The 19261-nt window shown below is 66.5% G+C and carries 20 protein-coding genes; 9 read left to right on the forward strand and 11 right to left on the reverse strand.

Translation table 11 applies throughout. From position 1 onward, the window contains the following. Positions 1-13 precede the first annotated feature (13 nt). Genes O6Y00_RS07890 through O6Y00_RS07900 form a run of 3 tightly spaced genes read right to left on the reverse strand, consistent with a single transcriptional unit; the run spans position 14 to position 2645 of the window. Positions 14-907 carry a hypothetical protein gene (locus O6Y00_RS07890; RefSeq protein WP_353442039.1) on the reverse strand — a complete coding sequence of 298 codons (894 nt, stop codon included), beginning with the start codon at positions 905-907 and terminating at the stop codon, positions 14-16. 4 nt (positions 908-911) lie between these two features. After that, positions 912-1895 (reverse strand): SPFH domain-containing protein, encoded by a 984-nt coding sequence (locus tag O6Y00_RS07895; protein WP_353442040.1) that lies wholly within the window; start codon positions 1893-1895, stop codon positions 912-914. A 24-nt stretch (positions 1896-1919) separates the two neighbouring features. Further along, a complete protein-coding gene (locus O6Y00_RS07900; RefSeq protein ID WP_353442041.1) occupies positions 1920-2645 on the reverse strand; it encodes an NUDIX hydrolase in 726 nt (241 codons plus the stop codon). A 195-nt stretch (positions 2646-2840) separates the two neighbouring features. Between O6Y00_RS07900 and O6Y00_RS07905 the strand changes: the two genes are divergently transcribed. Both O6Y00_RS07905 and O6Y00_RS07910 read left to right on the forward strand, forming a co-directional pair. Then, positions 2841-3197 carry an ArsC family reductase gene (locus O6Y00_RS07905; RefSeq protein ID WP_353442043.1) on the forward strand — a complete coding sequence of 119 codons (357 nt, stop codon included), beginning with the start codon at positions 2841-2843 and terminating at the stop codon, positions 3195-3197. Positions 3198-3208: 11 nt separating this feature from the next. Continuing rightward, complete coding sequence (locus O6Y00_RS07910; protein ID WP_353442044.1) at positions 3209-3547, forward strand: DUF427 domain-containing protein; 339 nt, start codon at positions 3209-3211, stop codon at positions 3545-3547. Between the two features lie 100 nt (positions 3548-3647). On the opposite strand, the gene ypfJ is transcribed toward O6Y00_RS07910, so the two are convergent. After that, complete coding sequence (gene ypfJ, locus O6Y00_RS07915) at positions 3648-4562, reverse strand: KPN_02809 family neutral zinc metallopeptidase (RefSeq protein ID WP_353442045.1); 915 nt, start codon at positions 4560-4562, stop codon at positions 3648-3650. Positions 4563-4680: 118 nt separating this feature from the next. Between ypfJ and O6Y00_RS07920 the strand changes: the two genes are divergently transcribed. Continuing rightward, positions 4681-5466 carry a 3-hydroxybutyrate dehydrogenase gene (locus tag O6Y00_RS07920; RefSeq protein ID WP_353442047.1) on the forward strand — a complete coding sequence of 262 codons (786 nt, stop codon included), beginning with the start codon at positions 4681-4683 and terminating at the stop codon, positions 5464-5466. Next, positions 5463-6209, forward strand: coding sequence for a DUF4893 domain-containing protein (locus tag O6Y00_RS07925; protein ID WP_353442048.1), 747 nt, complete (start codon positions 5463-5465; stop codon positions 6207-6209). Before O6Y00_RS07920 ends, O6Y00_RS07925 begins: the two co-directional genes overlap by 4 nt. Here the strand turns inward: O6Y00_RS07925 and O6Y00_RS07930 are convergent. From O6Y00_RS07930 to O6Y00_RS07940, 3 genes are all read right to left on the reverse strand, one after another. Beyond that, positions 6206-6811: a hypothetical protein gene (locus O6Y00_RS07930; RefSeq protein ID WP_353442049.1), complete on the reverse strand. Its 606-nt coding sequence runs from the start codon at positions 6809-6811 to the stop codon at positions 6206-6208. The two genes, O6Y00_RS07925 and O6Y00_RS07930, sit on opposite strands and share 4 nt — an antisense overlap. An 82-nt stretch (positions 6812-6893) precedes the next feature. Next, complete coding sequence (locus O6Y00_RS07935; protein ID WP_353442050.1) at positions 6894-7850, reverse strand: cation diffusion facilitator family transporter; 957 nt, start codon at positions 7848-7850, stop codon at positions 6894-6896. Between the two features lie 273 nt (positions 7851-8123). Then, a complete protein-coding gene (locus O6Y00_RS07940) occupies positions 8124-8288 on the reverse strand; it encodes a hypothetical protein (RefSeq protein WP_164913371.1) in 165 nt (54 codons plus the stop codon). Positions 8289-8479: 191 nt separating this feature from the next. On the opposite strand from O6Y00_RS07940, the gene O6Y00_RS07945 reads away from it, so the two are divergent. Next, positions 8480-9862 (forward strand): helix-turn-helix domain-containing protein, encoded by a 1383-nt coding sequence (locus O6Y00_RS07945; RefSeq protein WP_353442051.1) that lies wholly within the window; start codon positions 8480-8482, stop codon positions 9860-9862. 147 nt (positions 9863-10009) lie between these two features. On the opposite strand, the gene O6Y00_RS07950 is transcribed toward O6Y00_RS07945, so the two are convergent. Genes O6Y00_RS07950 through O6Y00_RS07960 form a run of 3 tightly spaced genes read right to left on the reverse strand, consistent with a single transcriptional unit; the run spans position 10010 to position 11571 of the window. After that, a complete protein-coding gene (locus O6Y00_RS07950) occupies positions 10010-10957 on the reverse strand; it encodes an aldo/keto reductase (protein ID WP_353442052.1) in 948 nt (315 codons plus the stop codon). Continuing rightward, the gene (locus O6Y00_RS07955; protein ID WP_353442053.1) at positions 10954-11166 is read right to left on the reverse strand and encodes a hypothetical protein; all 213 of its coding nucleotides are present in this window, start codon (positions 11164-11166) and stop codon (positions 10954-10956) included. The genes O6Y00_RS07950 and O6Y00_RS07955 overlap by 4 nt, the downstream gene beginning before the upstream one ends. A 33-nt stretch (positions 11167-11199) precedes the next feature. Continuing rightward, positions 11200-11571 (reverse strand): hypothetical protein, encoded by a 372-nt coding sequence (locus O6Y00_RS07960; protein WP_353442054.1) that lies wholly within the window; start codon positions 11569-11571, stop codon positions 11200-11202. A 192-nt stretch (positions 11572-11763) separates the two neighbouring features. Here O6Y00_RS07960 and O6Y00_RS07965 point away from each other — a divergent pair, with 192 nt between their 5' ends. The 4 genes from O6Y00_RS07965 (at position 11764) to metH (ending at position 17639) form a co-directional block, all read left to right on the forward strand. Continuing rightward, on the forward strand, positions 11764-12717 hold the full coding sequence (locus O6Y00_RS07965; protein ID WP_353442055.1) for an ArsR/SmtB family transcription factor: 954 nt from the start codon (positions 11764-11766) through the stop codon (positions 12715-12717). Beyond that, the gene (gene metF, locus O6Y00_RS07970) at positions 12714-13658 is read left to right on the forward strand and encodes a methylenetetrahydrofolate reductase (RefSeq protein ID WP_353442056.1); all 945 of its coding nucleotides are present in this window, start codon (positions 12714-12716) and stop codon (positions 13656-13658) included. Before O6Y00_RS07965 ends, metF begins: the two co-directional genes overlap by 4 nt. A 115-nt stretch (positions 13659-13773) precedes the next feature. After that, the gene (locus O6Y00_RS07975; RefSeq protein WP_353442057.1) at positions 13774-14832 is read left to right on the forward strand and encodes a homocysteine S-methyltransferase family protein; all 1059 of its coding nucleotides are present in this window, start codon (positions 13774-13776) and stop codon (positions 14830-14832) included. A 116-nt stretch (positions 14833-14948) separates the two neighbouring features. Beyond that, on the forward strand, positions 14949-17639 hold the full coding sequence (metH, locus tag O6Y00_RS07980; protein WP_353442058.1) for a methionine synthase: 2691 nt from the start codon (positions 14949-14951) through the stop codon (positions 17637-17639). 84 nt (positions 17640-17723) lie between these two features. Here the strand turns inward: metH and O6Y00_RS07985 are convergent, their stop codons facing one another. After that, the gene (locus O6Y00_RS07985) at positions 17724-19184 is read right to left on the reverse strand and encodes an aldehyde dehydrogenase family protein (protein ID WP_353442059.1); all 1461 of its coding nucleotides are present in this window, start codon (positions 19182-19184) and stop codon (positions 17724-17726) included. Positions 19185-19261: the final 77 nt, after the last annotated feature.

The raw sequence follows: 19261 nt of genomic DNA on the forward strand, positions 1-19261 counted from the left end.
CGGGTAATGTAGCTCAACCGGTAACGAGGTGGAGCGTCTGCGCGGCGGGGCCGAGCGTGACGTTTCGGCCCCAGTCGAAGGCGAGGAAATCCTGTTCGATGCCGTCGGCGAAGATCACGCCGCCGTCGTTCATCCGCGACGTCACCGCGAGCGGCGTGGCCGCGAGCTTGCCGGCGCGCAGGCTCGTGCCGGTGGCGATGCTGGGGAACGGCTCGCGCACGAAGAACGCGACCGCGCGCTCCTGCGGATCGAGCGGCAGCGCGTAGTGCGTCGCCTCCATGATCGACCGCGCCCAGCCGGTCGCGCCGGTGCCCGACGCGACGATCAGCCCGCTCGACGAATGGTCCTCGGCACGGTCGTCGCAGGCGATGCGATAGCGCGCGGACTGGTGACTGTGATGGCCGACGAACACCTCGTTGAGCGCGAGCAGGCGCTCGCCGCTGTCGAGCCGCGCCTCGACCATCGTCCGCCGCTCGGCCGGCGCGGCGCCCGCGACGCTCGCCGGCAGCAGCCCGGCGAGACGGGCGAGCGGCACGCGCACCAGCACGCCGTCGTACAGGTCGGGCGCGGGGTTGAGCCCGAGCACCGGCTGGCCGTCGAGATATTTGGCGACGTTGGCGACGAGCCCGTCCTGGCCGACGACGACGATCACGTCCTCGGGCCCGAACAGGAACCGGTCGAGGTCGGCGCGCTTCACCTCGGCCTGCCGCCAATCGCCTGGTACGACGGCGCGCCCGGCACGCAGCGTGGCATGCAACTGGCGGTGGCGATCCTCCAGCACCACGATGTCCTGCCCGCGCGTTTCCAGGAAGAACTTGGCCTGCCCGCGCGTGGCATGGCGCGCGAGCAGCAGCTCGTAATCGGTCTCGCGGGTAACGAATACCGCGCGTGGGGCATTGCTCGACATCCGATCAGCCTCTCGGCAGCGCGGGCGTATCGCGGCGGAACTCGCCGAGCACGGTGGCCAGCAGGTCGGGCGTGATGTTGAGATGCTCGATCGTGTCGAGCTTGCCCGCCAGCTCGCGCGCCGCCAGGCCCATCATCACCGACGGCGGCAGGTCGCGATAGATCGTCATCCGCGCCTGCTCGGTCTCGGCCTTGGCGCTCTCGACCGTGCGGATCCGCTCCGCCTCGGCGGCGGCTTCGATCTGCTGCGCCTCTGCAAGACCGGTGGCGCGGTTCCGGGCATTCTCCGCCTCCTGCGTGATCAGCAGCATCTCGCGGCGGGCGAGTTCGGTCTTGTTGGCGAGCTCGTTCTCGGCGATCGCGCGCTCCTTCTCCACCGCCAGCGCGCGCCGCTCGAAGGTCGCCTGGTCGGCCTTTTGCTGCAACCCCTCGAAGGTCGGCGTCTGGAGTGCGCGCTCCAGTTCGCTCGACGGTGCGAGATTGGTAAGGCGGATCGTCGTCACCGCGATGCCGATCTCGGCGAGCGCGGGATCGCCCGCCAGGATCGTCTCGAGCTGGTGGCGCAGCGGCTCCGGCCCGCCATCGAGCAGCGCGCGCACCGGCGCCAGCGCCAGATATTGCAGCGCCGCCTGGTTGACGAGGCCGGCAAGCCGCGTCTCGATCCGTTGGATCGGCTCGCTCTTGTAGGCGCCGGTGACGAGGCCGAGGCTGAAGTCGACGCGGGCGGCGAGCAGCTCGGGATCGATGACGTGCCAGGTCAGCGTGCCCTGAACCGCGACCGTCTGGAAATCCTGGCTGCGGCCTTTGACGAACAGCGCCATCTCGCGGTCGTCCATCGGCAGCTCGGCGATGCTGGCGGTTTCGGGGCGAAACCAGAAGACCAGCCCGCGCCCGCTCTGCCGCACCTTGCCGCTGCGATAGCGGATGACGTGGTTGCTGGCGTCGCTGCGCAATTGTGCGATGAAGCCGATGTTCTTGATCGATGCCATGATCGTTCTCCTTCTGCTGTTTGGTCAGCCGCGGGTGCGGTGGCGATAGAGTTCGGCGGGGCGGAACGAGGCGCCGCTCTCGCGCTCGCCGGTCGGTTCGAGCCAGCCGCGGTCAAGCATCCGGCGGCGAAAGGCCGGCTTGTTGAGCTTCGTGCCCAGGATGGCCTCGTGCACGTCCTGAAGCGCGCGCAAGGTGAAGCGCTCGGGCAGCAGCGCGAACGCCACGGTGGAATAATCGAGCTTGCCGCGCAGCCGCAGCATCGCGAGCCCGAGCATGTCGGCGTGGTCGAACGCCAGCGGCAGTGTTTCGCCATCGGCCGAACACGCTTCCACCGGACCGCCGCGTTCGCCGCTCCACGGCACGACGAGCTCCGCCAGCGTGAGGTCCGGCGCGGCCTTCAAGGCTGTCGCGAACTCCGCCTGTGGCAGCAACGCGAAATACGCGACGCTGATGATCCGGGTACGGGGATCGCGATCGATTGCGCCGAACGTGTAGAGTTGCTCGATATACGCATGCCCCATCCGCGCCTTGTCCCCGAGCAGCCGGTGCGCGGCGTCGTCAAGGCTCTCGTCGATCGCGACGAAGCCGCCGGGCAGCGCCCATCGCCCAAGATGCGGATGATCCTCGCGCCGCACCAGCAGGGCGGCGGGCGCCGCATCGATCACGCTCATCAGCACGAGGTCGACCGCAACCGACGGTCGTTCATACGCCGAAGGATCATAGGCTTGGAGGAATTCAATTTCGCTCATGCGACACCCATATATGCAGGACGCGACTAACTAATATCTTAATCGGATATATGTCAAGTAAATAATACTCGGTGCGTTGGATGGAAGGCAGGGGGCGCTGAACGCCCTCTTCATACCGGCGGATCGCCACTCTCGCGGTTCCCGTTGCGCGCGGCTAAGGCCGCAAACGGACAGGTCATCACGCGGGAGGCCATTTTGACGAGCACGATGTTCGGGATCAGGAATTGCGACACGATCAAGAAGGCGCGGACGTGGCTGGACGAGCGCGACGTCGCCTATGCGTTTCACGACTACAAGACGGCGGGGATCGATGCCGCGCATCTGCACGACTGGATCGGTCGCGTCGGCTGGGAGGTGCTGCTGAACCGCGCCGGCACGACGTTCCGCAAGCTGCCCGAGGCCGAGCGCACCGATCTCGATGCCGACAAGGCCGTAACGCTGATGCTGGCGCAACCGTCCGTGATCAAGCGACCGGTGCTGGATACCGGCGAGACGCTGCTGGTCGGGTTCAGGCCCGAGCGGTATGAGGCGGCGGGGCTGGGGAGCGTCTGAAGGAGATTTGCATGCCTGTAGCAACTTGGAATGGCCACGAGATTGCCCGGTCCGACGATACCGTCGTCGTCGAGGGCAATCATTATTTTCCCGCGGACAGCGTCGATCCGGCCTTGCTGGAGGATAGCGCGACGCAGTCGAACTGCCCGTGGAAGGGTGTGGCCAGCTACAAGACGCTGGTCGTCGACGGGAAACGCAACGTCGATGCGGTCTGGTATTATCCGGAGCCGAAGTCCGCGGCGGCGGAGATCGAGGGACGGTATGCGTTCTGGAAGGGTGTGACGGTCGGGTCGGACGGCGCGGCCGACGTTGAGCCCTCTCCCGCCAGGGGGAGGTGGCACCGCAGGTGACGGAGGGGGAGGAACACGCAACGACCGCTGCTCTTACCTCCCCCTCTGTCTGGCGAGTGCCAGCCACCTCCCCCTGGCGGGGGGGGATCAGTGAGTTCGCTCAGATCGTGCCCGAGAAGGTGTCGCACTGCGCCGGATCGCCGCTGTCGAGACCACGCTTCAACCAGGACTGGCGCTGCGCCGACGTGCCGTGCGTGAAGCTGTCCGGGACGACGCGGCCCTGCGTTTCCTTTTGCAGCGTGTCGTCGCCGATCGCCTGCGCCGCGGTCATGCCTTCCTGGATATCGCCGTCCTCGAGCCGTGACCGGTTCGCCGCCGCCCATACGCCCGCATAGCAATCCGCCTGCAGTTCGAGCCGCACCGACAGCGCATTGCCCTCGGTCTCGCTTGCTTGGCGCTGCGCCTGCTGGACCTGCGCATTGGTGCCGAGCAGCTTCTGGATGTGATGGCCGAATTCGTGCGCGATCACGTAATCCTGCGCGAAGTCGCCCTGCGCCTTGAAGCGGGTCGAAAGCTCGTTGAAAAAGCTCGTGTCGAGATAGATGCCCTGGTCGGTCGGGCAATAGAACGGCCCCATCGCCGACTGCGCCGCGCCGCAGCCCGATCGGCCGTTGCCGTCGAAGAACACGAGCTTGGGTGCTTCGAACTTCTGGCCGTTCTTGGCGAAGATCGCTTCCCAGGTGTTGTCGGCCGAGCTGAAGGCGTTGCACGCCGCCTTGCTCTCTGGGGTCAGGGTACAGCTCGAGGTCGTGTCTGTACCGGCCCGCGGCGCGCCGTTCTGCGTGGTCGGGGCGGAGGTTTGCCCGCCACCGAGCAGCCCGCCGAGCCCACCCATGCCACCGAACACCGCCATCAGGATCAGCACTACGACGATACCGCCACAGCCGAAGCGGCTGCCGATCATCGGCAACAGCCCCATGAGCAGGCCGCCGCCACCGCCAAAGCCGCCACCACCGCCGCCCGAGCCGCGCTGGTCCTCGACGTTGATGTTCGGATCGAAGTCGTCGAGCCGCATGATATGCCCCTTTTCGTTTCTGCTTGGGAACGAAATGCGCAAGGTGGCGCTAGGGTTGCAAGGCCGTCGTATCGGTCGGACGCAAAGACACGACCAACGCAAGAGAGTAGGAGTGCGCATGTTCCTCAAGGGCAAGACCGCGGTCATTACCGGATCGACGTCGGGCATCGGGCTCGCCTATGCCAAGGCGTTCGCGGCCGAAGGCGCGGCGGTCGTCCTCAACGGCTTCGGCGACCTGGCCGACATCGAGCGCGAGCGCGCGGCCCTGGCGCAGACCAGTGGCGCCGCGGCGCTGTACGATCCGGCCGACATGACCCAGCCCGATCAGATCGCCACGATGGTCGCGCGCACGGCGGCCGAGACCGGCAGCGTCGATATCGTGGTAAACAATGCCGGTATCCAGCACGTTGCGGGGATCGCAGACTTTCCGATCGACAAATTCGACGCGATCATCGCGATCAACCTGTCGTCGGCGTGGCATATGATGCGCGCCGCCGTACCGCTGATGCGGGCGAAGGGTTGGGGCCGGATCATCTCGACCGCGTCCGCGCACTCGCTGGTCGCGAGCCCCAACAAGTCGGCATACGTGATGGCCAAGCACGCGATCGCCGGGCTGACCAAGACGATCGCGCTGGAGACGGCGACCGACGGCATCACCGTCAATTGCATTTCCCCCGGCTATGTCTGGACGCCGCTGGTCGAGAACCAGATTCCCGACACGATGGCGGCACGGGGGCTTACCCGGGAGCAGGTGATGAACGACGTCCTGCTGGCCGCGCAGCCGACCAAGGCGTTCGTCACCCCCGAACAGGTCGCCGCGTTCGCGCTGTATCTGTGTCGCGACGAGGCCAACGCGATCACCGGCGCGAACCTTTCGATGGATGGCGGCTGGACCGCGGCATGAGCGATGCCGTCCCACTCGCCAAAAAAAGCATCTTCGTTCAACGTGATACGTGCGTAACTTGGCGCAAGAAGAAGGGGCACGGGACGATGCGGGCTTGGTTCGGAACTGCCGCGTGCGTGATGGTCGCTGCCTGTGGGTCGCATGCCGACGGCGTCAAGACACCGGGTGGCGATCCTGCGCCGAATCGGAAGAATGCAGATCGCGAGAGCGGCCGGACGGACTGGCGCCGCGTCGCGACGGAAGCGGACCGCGGGCGCCTACGCGGGTGGCGGGGCGCTTGGGTAGACGCGTTGGCGCAGGTCGATCCGCGGGAACTCGCGCGCGAGCCGTTGCTGTTCGATCCCGATCGAGCGCTGGTCGATCCGCTGCCGCCTGCCGGCGCGTATCGCTGCCGCACGTTCAAGCTCGGCGCGCGCGGCGGGGTCGGGCCGACCTTTGCCACGACCGGCTGGTTCGCCTGCCGGATCGGCGGCGGTGACGGCGACTCTGTGGTCAGCCTCGTCAAGCTCGACGGATCGCAGCGCCCGGTCGGGACGATCTTCGCGGATACCAACTCGCGCGCGGTGTTCCTTGGGACAATGGAGTTCGGCGATGAGATGCGACCGATGCGCTACGGCCACGATGCGAATCGCGACATGGCGGGGCTGATCGAGCGGATCGGGCCCAGGCGCTGGCGGGTGGTGCTGCCGTTCCCGCGGTTCGAATCGGTGCTCGACGTGGTCGAGCTGGTGCCGGCGGCCTAGCGGCGCGGCTGGGATGCGGTCGTGATGTTGGCTCTCATCGGCACCGACTGGATCGGCGGCAGGCTGGCGAGATAGGCCTTGCCGTGCAGCCCGACCGGGATCACGTGCCCGGCGTTCCCCGCGAGAACGGCCTTCAGGTACGACCGCGGTTTCTTCATGAGTTTGGGCTGGTCCAGGTCGGACAGGCCGACCAGCCGTGCGGCTTCCTTGACGAAGTGGACGCAATTATGGTCGCCGAGGCGGTAGATGCTGCCCGGCTTGCCCTCGCTCCAGGCGTCGACCAGTTTCAGCACGGCATTATATTGCGCGTCGGTCATGACAACCGAGAATTGCGCGTCGCTGCCCGCGATATAGGTCGGCTTGGCGATGTCGAGCTTGCCCGCGACCGGCCCCATCAACAGCGCCGGCGACACCGTCTTCGCGGTGAAACCGAAGTTCGCGTCGACAGGGGCGCCGCCTGAGTCGGGTACGCCGCGCAACGTGAAGAAGGCATGCGGGAAGCTGTTGCCCAGCTCATGACTCCAAAAGGTGATGGTGACGGCGGCTTGGGCGGGGATCGCGAAACCAAGGCACATCGACAACAGGGCGAACAAGCGGAACACGGCTCTCATGCCGCGTCATTATTCGAGAATGTCGAGCCTTACCAGTGGGATAGACGTAATCTGGGTTAACCCTCCGGCGGGTTCAGGGCGTTGACGCAGTAGCAGTGAGGGTCGCGTTCTCGCGCTTTTCAGGCCGGATATAGATCGACGACAGGGTCGGCACCGCCGCGCGCAGTTCCGTTTCCATCGCCTCGATCATCGTCTCGCCGGCGCCCATCGTGATCGAATCGTCGAAGTCCGCGCTGATCGCCGCGAAGATGCTTTCGGGCGCGGTGTGGATCGTGCGGACGTGGTTGACCGAGACTATCGCGGGGTGCGCCGCGACGATCTTGCGGATCGTCGCGATCACCGCGGGGTCGGCACGCTCGCCGATCAGCAGTCCCTTCGACTCGCGCGCGAGCAGGACGGCCACGAGCGCGAGGATCACGCCGATCGCGATCGAGGCGACGCCGTCGATTCGCGGGTCGTTGAACGCATGGCTCGCCCACACACCGATCGCGGCGATGACCAGCCCGGCCAGCGCCGCCGAATCCTCGAACAGGACGATGAACCCCGCCGGATCCTTCGACCGGTGGATCGCGTCCCACCAGCCCATGTCGCCCTTGGCCTTGGAAAACTCACGCACCGCGATCGTCCAGCTGCTGCCCTCGAGCGCGAACGAGATCGCCAGCACGACATAGTTGATTGTCGGGCTGGTGAGCGGCTCTGGCTCCTGGATGTGCCGCCAGCCCTCGAAGATCGAGACGCCCGCGCCGATCGCGAAGATCAGGATCGCGACGACGAACGCCCAGAAATACAGTTCGCGGCCATAGCCGAACGGGTGCGCCTCGTCGGCGGGGCGCTTGGCCTTTTTCTGACCGTAGAGCAGCAACACCTGGTTGCCGCTGTCGACCACCGAGTGGAAGCCCTCGGTCAGCATCGACGACGATCCGGTCATCCCGGCGGCGACGAATTTCGCCACGCCGATCCCGAGATTGGCGGCGAGGGCGCCGTAGAGGACGATGTCGTCCTTGATGCGAGCGGTCAGTGTCTTGGCCATATCGCCGTCCTACACGAGGGGGCGGGGTTGGAAAGGGCGGCCTTCGCAATGGGATGGCGAAAGACTTTCCGATCCTCCCCCGCCAGGGGGAGGTGGCTGGCCATTGCCAGACGGAGGGGGAGGACACGCGACATAGGTGACCTCTAACCTCCCCCTCCGTCGCCTACGGCGCCACCTCCCCCTAGCGGGGGAGGATCAGCAGACACAGGAATACCCGCCGATGGACGAACCATCGGCGGGATCCTTTCCTCCCCAGGAAACTCTTGAACGGGGTTAGCCGAGCCGACCGAGGCGGTGGTACAGCGCACTCATCCGCGTCAGCCGCTCGTCGTCGATCGAGGTCTTGCTGATCATCTCGCCGAGCACTTCCTTCATCAGCGCGAAATCGTTGGTCGAGAAGACGGCGCGGGCGCGGGGTTGTTCGGTGGTCGTCTGCATGGCTTGCCTCCTTCGATGATCGTCTTGTCTCTCTCTTTACACCGAGCGTGTGTCGAGAGATGCGATGCACAAGCAATAGCGTTCGAGGCCGGCGAGTTGGAAGACGGTCCCGCGCCGCCGCAACGTCGCGGTGTCCGCCCAGCTTGTGCAACCCGTGTCGTTCTGTAAATATCGTGACAGGAGGGTTTGCGATGGCGGAAAGGAAATTGCTCGCGGGGCACGCGATCCGTCGGTTGCGGCGCGGGGCGGGGCTGACGCAGGCGGCGATGGCCGACATGCTTGCGATCAGCCCGAGCTATCTCAACCTCGTCGAGCGTAACCAGAGGCCGATCTCCGCGACGCTGCTGATCAAGCTCGCCGAGAGCTTCGATTTCGATCCGCGTTCGCTCGCGGCGGGCGAACCGGGTGGCGGTGCGGATGCGATCCGGCGACGGCTGGCCGACCCGATGTTCGCCGACCTAGAGATCGACCGCAACGAAGTTGAGGAATGGCTCGCCAGTGCGCCCGGCGGCGCGGCGGCGTTCGCCCGCGTGTTCGATCGGATCGGCGGCGGCGCGGTGGTCGAGGCGGGCGACGATCCGGTCACGCTCGTCCGTCGCGAGATCGAGCGTTGGCGCAATCACTTCGCTGATCTCGATGCCGTGGCCGAAGCACTGGCCGACGAATTGCGGCTCGGCGCAGGCGATCTCTATGGCGCGATCGCCGAGCGGCTGCGTGCTAAGCACGGCCTGACGATCCGCGTGCTGCCCGCCGACGTGCTGCCCGATACGCTCCGCCGCCTCGACCTGCACGCGCGCCAGTTGCAGTTGAGCGAGATGCTCGACCCGGCCTCCCGAACATTCGCGGTCGCGTTCCAGCTCGGCCAGATCGAGGCGAAGGCGGAGATCGATGCGCTGGCGAAAGGCGCCGCGTTCACCGATCGCGCCGCGGAGCGGCTCTATCGCCGCCACCTGCTCGGGTATTTCGCCGCCGCGTTGATGATGCCCTATGCGCGGTTCCTCCGTGGGTGCGAGACGACGGGGTACGACATCGAGCTGTTGCAACGCCGGTTCGGCGCGGGCTTCGAACAGGTGGCGCACCGGCTGACGACGTTGCAACGGGTCGGCGCGCGCGGCCTGCCGTTCTTCATGATCCGGATCGACCGCGCAGGGCAGGCGTCGAAGCGCTATCCCGGCGCCAGCGGCGCGGCGCTGGTCGAAGCCGACGGGCGCTGTCCGCTGTGGCGGTTGCATCATGCCTTCGACCGGCCGGGCAGCCTGATGGTGCAGCTGGTCGAATTGGAGGACGGAGCGCGCTGGCTGACGATGGCGCGCACCGTGACGCCGCAGGGCAGCCGCTTCGGCGCGGTGCACGCCGAGTTCGCGATCGGTCTCGGCGTCGCGGCAGCGCAGGCGGGTGTGCTGGCGGCGGCGAGTGGCTTTGACCTGGCGGGCAGGGCGATGCCGATCGGGCTCGGCTGTCGCGCCTGTTTCCGCAACGATTGCCCGCAGCGGTCGGTCGCGCCGGCTGGGCGGGCGCTTCTGATCAACGAGCGCGAGCGCAAGACGTCTGCACTGACGTTTGCAGGCGACTGAGGGGGGCGCCCTCTCGATCCTCCCCCGCCAGGGGGAGGTGTCGCCGAAGGTGACGGAGGGGGAGGCAGCGGAACAGAGGTTCGCGCGTGCCGCCCCCTCCGTCTGGCAAGTGCCAGCCACCTCCCCCTGGCGGGGGAGGATTAAGGGTCAGGCGCCGGCTGTCGTCAGTGCGTCGATCTGATCCTTGCTCAACTCCAGCGTCATTGCCGGCAGCAGGTCTTCGACCTGCTTCACGCTCGTGGCGCTCGCGATCGGCGCCGTCACGCCCGGCTGCGCGATCAGCCACGCCAGCGCAACCTGTGCGTGGGTCGCGCCGGTAGCTTCGACCACCGAGTCCATCGCGTCGAGAACCGCTTTGCCGGTACCTTCGAGCAATTCGCCCATCCGACCACCGCGAACGCTCTGGTTCAGATCGTCCTTCGCCCGGTACTTGCCGGTGAGGAAACCCGAGGCGAGGCCGTAATAGGGCAGCACGCCGATGTTCTCGGTGACGCAGTAATCCTGCAATTCGCCCTCGAACTTGGTGCGGCTGACGAGATTATATTCGGGCTGGAGCACATGATAGCGCGGCAAGTCCGATGTCTTCGCAGCCTCGACCGCGGACTTCAGCCGCCCGGCGTGGAAGTTCGAGGCGCCGATCACGCGGACTTTCCCCGCATCGACCAGCTTGCCGAACGCCTCGAGGGCCGCGTCCTGCGTCTGCGAGTCGTCGTCCTGGTGCGCGTAATACAGATCGATGCGATCGGTACCGAGGCGCTTCAGCGAGGCTTCGGCAGCGGCGGCGATGCGCGCGGGGGCTAGCTTCTGGCCGCCTTCGCCGGGGAGCATGCCGACCTTGGTCGCGATCAGCACGTCGTCGCGCTTGCCGCTCGCCTTCAACCATTCGCCGATCATGCTCTCGGATTCGCCGCCCTGATGGCCGTCGACCCAGGCCGAATAGACGTCGGCGGTGTCGATCATCGTGCCGCCGCCCGCGACGAACGCATCGAGCACGGCGAAGCTGGCGGTGCGGTCGGCGGTCCAGCCGAACACGTTGCCGCCGAGGACGAGCGGGGCGATCTTCAGATCGGTCGAGCCGAGGCGGCGGAGGGTCATCGGGTCTGGTCGCTTTGATTCGAGGGGATTTCAGTCTCGTCAAGATCGGCGGCGACTGCGTTCAGGTCGACGCTGTTCGCATCGAGCATCGCGGCGGCTTCGTTCAACTGGTGCGCTTCGTCGGCGGTGACCGCGCCGGGTTCACTCGATGGCGAACACGCGGCGAGGGTCGCCGCACCAAGAAACGCCCCCACCAGAGTTTTCGCCATGACTGCGCAGAGGTGGGGGCGTGTGGTCAAGGGTTAGTCCTTGATCGCATTGCCGGCGCGGGTGAGCGCGTTGCCGGTGGCGTCTGCGGCGCGATCCGCACTGTTGCTGATCGCGGCGCCGGCGCGGTGCGCGCTGTTCTCGATCTTGTCGCCGGCGTGGTCTGCCTTTTCGTCGGCATGATCGGCAGCGTTGTCGAGATGCGCACCGGCGCGGTCGAGCGAGTTCTCAGCCGAGCCCAGCGCGCGATCGCTGGCGGCACTGACGTCGTCGACGGCGTTGGCAGTGGTTGCGCTGGCATCGGCGGCGATCGCATTGGCAGCCTGTGCGGTCTGGTCCTGCGCGTTGTTGCTGCAGGCGGCGAGACCGGCGGTAAGCGTCAGGGCGGGGATCAGGAACTTCTTCATAGGTATCTACTCCCGTGGATGTCGTCTTGTGGACCGAGGAATGCCCAGCCCATAGCGCAATCGAACGCGGACAAAGCGTTTCCGATCCGTCACGATCTCGCGCGATGCGATAAGTCGCGGGCACATATGCCAATATCAAGGACGCGCACGCCTGCGTTGACCTCATATAAAGAATTCTTTATATGTCCTCGCATGACGATGGCGCTCGAAATCTTCCGTGCTCTGGCGGACGCGACCCGGTTGCGGATCCTCGCGCTGTTGCGGCGGATGGAGCTGTCGGTCGGCGAGCTCGCGCAGGTGCTCGGCCAGAGCCAGCCACGCGTTTCGCGCCATGTGAAGATCCTGTGCGATGCCGGGCTTGCCGAACGTCGCAAGGAAGGCAGCTGGGTGTTCGTTGCGCTCGGGTCTCCGGACGTGGTCGAACCGGTTGCGGGCGCACTCGACGTGTGGGCGAAGGCCGAGCCGGACCATTGGGCGGTCGCGGATGCGGCACGGCTTGCGGCGGTGCGTGCGGACCGGGCGGCGAGTGCCGCGGCGTGGTTCGAGGGGCATGCCGACGAATGGGACGCGATCCGGTCGCTGCACGTCGCCGACAGCGAGGTCGAGGCGGCTATGGCGGCGGTGCTTGGCGATGCGCCGGTCGGCACGCTTATCGATATCGGTACGGGCACCGGGCGGATGCTCGAACTGTTCGGCGGGCGCGCGACGGTCGCTCTCGGGATCGATCGCAGTTCGGAGATGCTGCGGCTCGCACGCGCCAAGCTGCACGATATGACGCATGCCGAACTGCGCCAGGCGGACCTGTATGCGCTGCCGATGGCGGATGCTGCTGCGGACGTCGCGATCCTGCATCACGTGTTGCACTTCGCGCAGCAGCCGGGGGCTGCGGTGAGTGAGGCGGCGCGGGTACTCGCGCCGGGCGGACGATTGCTGATCGCTGACTTCGCCAGCCACGACCGTGAGGAATTGCGGGTGCGCGATGCGCATACGCGGCTCGGGTTTGCGGACGAGCAGATGGCGGCGTGGTTCGAGACGGCGGGCTTGCAGACGGCGCGGGTCGAGACGCTCGAAGGCGGCGAGTTGACGGTGAAATTATGGCTCGGCCGGAAGATCGGCGCGAGCTTGCGTGAGGTGAAGGCGGCATGACGAACATTTCGATCCCCCAACTGGCCGAAGCGCGCCGCGCGCTCGAAGAACCGCTGTTCGCGGATCTCGCGGGCGATGTCGGCATCAGCTTCGAGTTCTTCCCGCCGAAGAGCGAGAAGATGGATGCGCAGCTCTGGGAAGCGATCCGCACGCTGGAGCCTCTCCAGCCGGACTTCGTTTCGGTGACGTACGGCGCGGGTGGGTCCACGCGCGAGCGGACGCACGCGACGGTGGCGCGGATCCAGCGCGAGACGTCGATGAACGCCGCCGCGCACCTGACCTGCGTCGAGGCGACCAAGGCGGAGATCGACCAGGTCGCCGAGGAATATTGGGCGGCGGGCGTGCGGCACATCGTCGCGCTACGCGGCGACATGCCGACGCTGGGCCAGCCGTATCAGGCGCATCCTGGCGGTTATGAGAACGCGGCGGCCCTGGTCGCGGGTTTGCGGAAGCTGCATCCGTTCGAGATATCGGTCGCGGCGTATCCGGAATGCCATCCGGAGTCGGGCGGCCACGACGCCGATATCGACAATCTCAAGCGCAAGATCGATGCCGGCGCCACCCGCGCGATCACGCAGTTCTTCTTCTCGCCCGAGGCATATTTCCGGTTTCGCGACCGGGTCGCGGCGGCCGGGATCACCGCGCAGATCCTACCGGGTATCCTGCCGGTGTCGAACGTGGCGCAGACGCGGAAATTCGCGGGGCTTTGCGGCGCGGAGATCCCTGCGTGGATGGACCGGCTGTTCGAGGGGCTCGACGATCACCCTTCGGCACGGCAGCTCGTGGCGGCGACGATCGCGGCCGAGATGTGCCGGCGGCTCTATGCGGGCGGCGTGAAGGATTTCCACTTCTACACGCTCAACCGCGCGGAGCTGGCCTACGCGATCTGCCACATGCTCGGTGTGCGTGCGAAGCCTGCGACAAAGGTCGCCGCGGCATAATTCCCCTCCCGCCTGCGGGAGGGGTTAGGGGAGGGGCTGGCCCGATCCGACCGTCTCGTTTGCGGCACTTCCCTCCCCCGACCCCTCCCGCCAGCGGGAGGGGAGGAGATTGACGATGACACCACGTGAACGTTTCAACGCGGAAGCCGCCAAGCGTATCCTGATCACCGACGGCGCGTTCGGTACCGAGATCCAGAACTGGAAGCTCGACGAGGCTGCCTATGCGGGGTTGCTGGGGTTGTCGCACGACCAGAAGGGCAACAACGACATCCTGGCGATCACGCGGCCGGAAGTCCCCGAGACGATCACACGCGAATATCTGGAGGCAGGGTCGGACATCGTCTCGACCAACACGTTCAGCGCCAACGTGATCTCGCAGGCCGATTATGGCGCCGAGCATCTTGTGCGCGAGATCAACGTCGAGTCCGCGCGGATCGCCCGCGCGCTCGCCACCGAATACGAGGCCAAGGACGGCCGTCCGCGCTTCGTCGCCGGCGCGATCGGGCCGACCAACAAGACGCTGTCGCTGTCGCCCGACGTCAACGATCCGGGCTTCCGCGAGATCGACTTCGATTACCTCAAGAGCGTGTACCGCGAGCAGATCGACGCGCTGCTCGAAGGCGGCGAGGGGGTCGGCGTCGACTTCATCCTGATCGAGACGGTGTTCGACACGCTCAACGCCAAGGCCGGGATCATGGCGGCGATCGAGGCGGGCGATGCGCTCGGGCGCGACGTGCCGATCATGATGTCGATGACGTTGACCGACCTCAGCGGGCGCAACCTGTCGGGGCATACGGTCGAGGCGTTCTGGCATGCGGTGCGCCACGCCAAGCCGATCACGATCGGGCTCAACTGCTCGTTCGGCGCGGAGCAGCTGCGGCCGCATGTGAAGACGTTGTCGGCGATCGCGGACACGCTGATCATGATCTACCCGAATGCCGGCCTCCCCAACGAACTCGGCGAATATGATGAGCAGCCGGCGACAACGGCCGGGCTGGTCGGCGAGTGGGCGGTGGCCAAGCAGGTCAACGTGCTCGGCGGCTGCTGCGGGTCGACCCCGGCGCATATTAAGGCGATGGCCGACGGTGTGCGCGGGCTCGAGCCGCGGGTCGTGGCGAGCCCAGAAGTGCGCACCAAGCTCGCCGGCCTCGAACCATTCACGATGGCGGCTTAGTTCCCCTTCCGCTTGCGGGAGGGGTTAGGGGAGGCGCTGGCCCAACCCGACCACCTCGCTTGCGGCACTTCCCTCCCCCGACCCCTCCCGCAAGCGGGAGGGGAGGAAAGAAGATCATGACCACCTCCTCCTCCACCTCTTTCGTCAACATCGGCGAGCGCACCAACGTCACCGGATCGGCGCGCTTCAAGAAGCTGATCATGGCCGGCGACTACCCCGCCGCGGTCGAGGTCGCGCGCCAGCAGGTCGAGAGCGGCGCGCAGGTGCTCGACGTCAACATGGACGAGGGGCTGCTCGACGCGCATCACGCGATGACGACGTTCCTGAAGCTGATCGCCGCCGAGCCCGACATCGCGCGCATTCCGTTCATGGTCGACAGCTCGAAATGGAGCGTGATCGAGGCCGGGCTGAAGTGCGTCAGCGGCAAGCCGATCGTCAATTCGATCAGCATGAAGGAGGGCGAGGAGCAGTTCCTGGCGCAGGCGCGCAAGTGCATGGCGTACGGTGCGGCCGTCGTCGTGATGGCGTTCGACGAGGTCGGGCAGGCGGACACCAAGGACCGCAAGGTCGAGATCTGCGAGCGCGCGTACAAGCTGCTCGTCGGGATCGGCTTTCCGCCCGAGGACATCATCTTCGATCCCAACGTGTTCGCGGTCGCGACGGGGATCGAGGAGCACAACAACTACGGCGTCGACTTCATCGAGGCGTGCAAGGAGATCAAGGCACGCTGCCCGCACGTCCATATCTCGGGCGGGCTCTCGAACTTTAGCTTCTCGTTTCGCGGCAACGAACCGGTGCGCCGCGCGATGCACAGCGTGTTCCTGTATTACGCGATCCCCGCGGGCATGGACATGGCGATCGTCAACGCCGGCCAGCTCGACATCTATGATGACATCGATCCCGAGCTGCGCCAGGCGGTCGAGGACGTCGTGCTCAACACCGATCCCGAGGCTGGCGACCGGCTGGTCGCGCTCGCCGAACGCTATCGCGGCACCGACGTGGTTGCGGAGAAGGCGGCGGCGGAATGGCGCTCGCTGGGCGTCAACAAGCGGCTCGAATATGCGCTGGTCAAGGGCATCGACCTGCATGTCGTCGAGGATACCGAGGAAGCGCGGCTGATCATCGCCGGCAATGGCGGGCGCCCGATCGAGGTCATCGAAGGGCCGCTGATGGACGGCATGAACGTCGTCGGCGACCTGTTCGGATCGGGCAAGATGTTCCTGCCGCAGGTCGTGAAGTCGGCGCGCGTGATGAAGAAGGCGGTCGCGCATCTGCTGCCGTATATCGAGGCGATGAAGGAGCCCGGTGCGCGCGGCAAGGGCAAGATCGTCATGGCGACCGTCAAGGGCGACGTGCACGATATCGGCAAGAACATCGTCGGCGTCGTGCTCCAGTGCAACGGCTTCGACGTGGTCGATCTCGGCGTGATGGTGCCGTGGTCGAAGATCCTCGAATCGGCGAACGAGAACGATGCGGACATGATCGGGCTCTCGGGGCTGATCACGCCGAGCCTCGACGAGATGGTGACGGTTGCCGAGGAGATGAAGCGCGCTGGGATGACGATGCCGCTGCTGATCGGCGGCGCGACGACGTCGAAGGTGCATACCGCGCTCAGGATCGCTCCGGCGTATGACGGGCCGGTGGTGCATGTGCTCGATGCGAGCCGCGCGGTGGGTGTGGCGTCGACGCTGGTGTCGGACACGATCCGCGACGAGTTCGTGACGAAGACTGCCGACGAGTATGAGGCGGTGCGGATCTCGCGCGCGAACAAGGGGCAGAGCGAGCTTTTGCCGCTGGAGACAGCGCGCGCGCGCGGGTTCGTGGCCGACTTCGCGATGAAGCCGCCTGCACCGGTAAAGCCGGGCGTGCATGTGTTCGCGGACTGGGACCTGTCGGACCTGCGCGACTATATCGACTGGACGCCGTTCTTCCGCGCGTGGGAGCTGGCGGGGAATTTCCCGGCGATCCTGACGGATGAAGTGGTCGGCGAGAGCGCGAGCTCGCTGTACGCGGATGCGCAGGCGATGCTCGACACGATCGTCGCGGAGAAGTGGCTGACCCCGCGCGGGGTAGCGGGGCTGTGGCCCGCGCGCCGAGACGGTGATGATGTGGTTCTTTCCCCCTCCCGCTTGCGGGAGGGGTCAGGGGAGGGGCGTGCCGCACAAGAAGGCCCTTCCCCGACCCTTCCCGCAAGCGGGAAGGGAGTAGAAGAAGAAATAAGGCTCCCGATGCTCCGCCAGCAGATCGCCAAGCGCGAAGGCCGCGCGAACATGTGCCTCGCCGATTTCGTCGACACGCAGGACGACTGGTTCGGCGGCTTCGCGGTCGGTATCCACGGGATCGACGATCACATCGCCCGCTTCAAGGCGGACAACGACGACTATAACGACATCCTGCTGAAGGCGCTCGCCGACCGCTTTGCCGAAGCCTTCGCCGAGCGGTTGCACAAGCATGTCCGCACCGATCTCTGGGGCTATGCGCCCGACGAGCAACTCACCAACGAAGCGATGATCAAGGAGCAGTATCGCGGCATCCGCCCGGCGCCGGGGTATCCCGCGTGCCCGGATCACAGCCTCAAGCCGATCCTGTTCGACCTGCTCGACGCCGAGACCGCGACCGGGCTGGAACTCACCGAGAGCTTCGCGATGTTCCCGACCGCGGCCGTCTCGGGCTTCTATTTTGGCCACCCGCAAGCGGAGTATTTCGGTGTGGCTCGCGTCGGTCGCGACCAGCTCGAGGATTACGCCGCACGACGTGGCGCGGACCTCAAGACCGCCGAACGTTGGTTGCGGCCGAACCTTGACTAGGTTGGCTCACCCGTCACCCCGTCCGTCATCCTGACGGGGAGGAGTTCTTGACTGATGAGCCCCCCTAAGGATCTGGCGTAAACCTTAAGCGCCCGCTTCGGCCGGCTTTCCTTGACGCGTGTCACCGGGAAGGCCGGTGATCGTCTTCACCTCCATGAAGTCGGTCAGCCCGTACCGCCCGTTCTCGCGACCATTGCCCGACTGCTTGTACCCCCCGAACGGCGCGCCGATGTCCGGGCTCCACGAGTTGATCGTCACCAGCCCCGCGCGCAACCTGGGTGCGACCTTCGCCGCCGCCGCCGGATCGCCCGAGATCGTCGCCGACAGCCCGTATTCGGTCGCGTTGGCGATGCGGATGCCTTCGTCCTGATCCGCGTACGACGTGATCGTCGCAACAGGGCCGAACGTTTCCTCCTGCGCGATCCGCATGTCCGGACGCACGTCGGTGAACAGCGTCGGCTGGATGTAATACCCCGCATTGCGCCCGTCCGGACGCCCGACACCGCCCGTCACCAGCGTCGCGCCTTCGTCGATCGCCGACTGGATCAGCCCCTGGATCTTGTCGAACTGCGCCTTGTTGACGACCGGGCCGATGTGCTGGCCCATCTCGGCGGGGTCGCCGACCTTGGTCTGCTCCATCATCGACTTCACGATCGCCGTCGCCTCGGCGACCTGGCTCGCATGCACCAGCAGCCGGGTCGGCGCGATGCAGCTCTGGCCGGAATTGGCGAGCACACCCGCGACAGTCGGCGGCAGGACGGTCGCGAGGTCGGAGCCTTTGAGCACGAGGTTTGCAGCCTTGCCGCCAAGCTCCTGATGCACGCGCTTCACGGTCGGTGCTGCGGCCAGCGCCACGGCGATGCCGGCCCGCGTCGAGCCGGTGAAGCTCACCATGTCGACGTCGCGGTGCGCGCACAATGCTGCGCCGACGCCTGGACCGTCACCATTGACAAGGTTGAACACGCCCGCCGGAACGCCCGCCGCGTGCATGATCTCCGCAAGGATGACCGCGCACGAGGGCGCTTCCTCGGACGGCTTCAGGATCATCGTGTCGCCCGCGGCCAGCGCAGGCGCGACCTTCGCGCAGATCTGGTTCAGCGGCCAGTTCCACGGGGTGATCATCGCGACGACGCCGAGCGGCTCGTGCACGACGGTCGCCTTGCCGATCGTTTCGGAGAATTCGAACGCCGCCAGCGCCTTCGCGGTCGCGGAGAAATGCGCGAGCCCGGTCGGCGCCTGCGCCATCGAGGCGAGCGCCATCGGTGCGCCCATCTCCTGCGACATCGCCTTCGCCAGATCGGGCATCCGCGCCTTGTATTCGGTCATGATCCGGCCGAGCACATCGAGGCGCTCCTGGACGCTGGTCTGGCTCCAGCTCTCGAACGCCGAGCGGGCCGCTGCCACGGCCTTGTCGACGTCGGCGGCGGTGCCCAGCGTGATCTCGGTGCACGGCTGCTCGGTCGACGGGTCGATCACCTGATAGACGGTGCCGCCCTCGCTCTCGACCCACGCGCCGTCGATATACTGCTGCAAATAGCTTTTCATCGTGCCTCTCCGCATCTTGTCTTGCGCAGGAATGGGCTCGCCGGAGATCGGTTGCAACCCGAAACGCATGCCGTAGG

This window comes from Sphingomonas faeni (assembly GCF_040407565.1).
Classification (GTDB): Bacteria; Pseudomonadota; Alphaproteobacteria; order Sphingomonadales; family Sphingomonadaceae; genus Sphingomonas; species Sphingomonas faeni_F.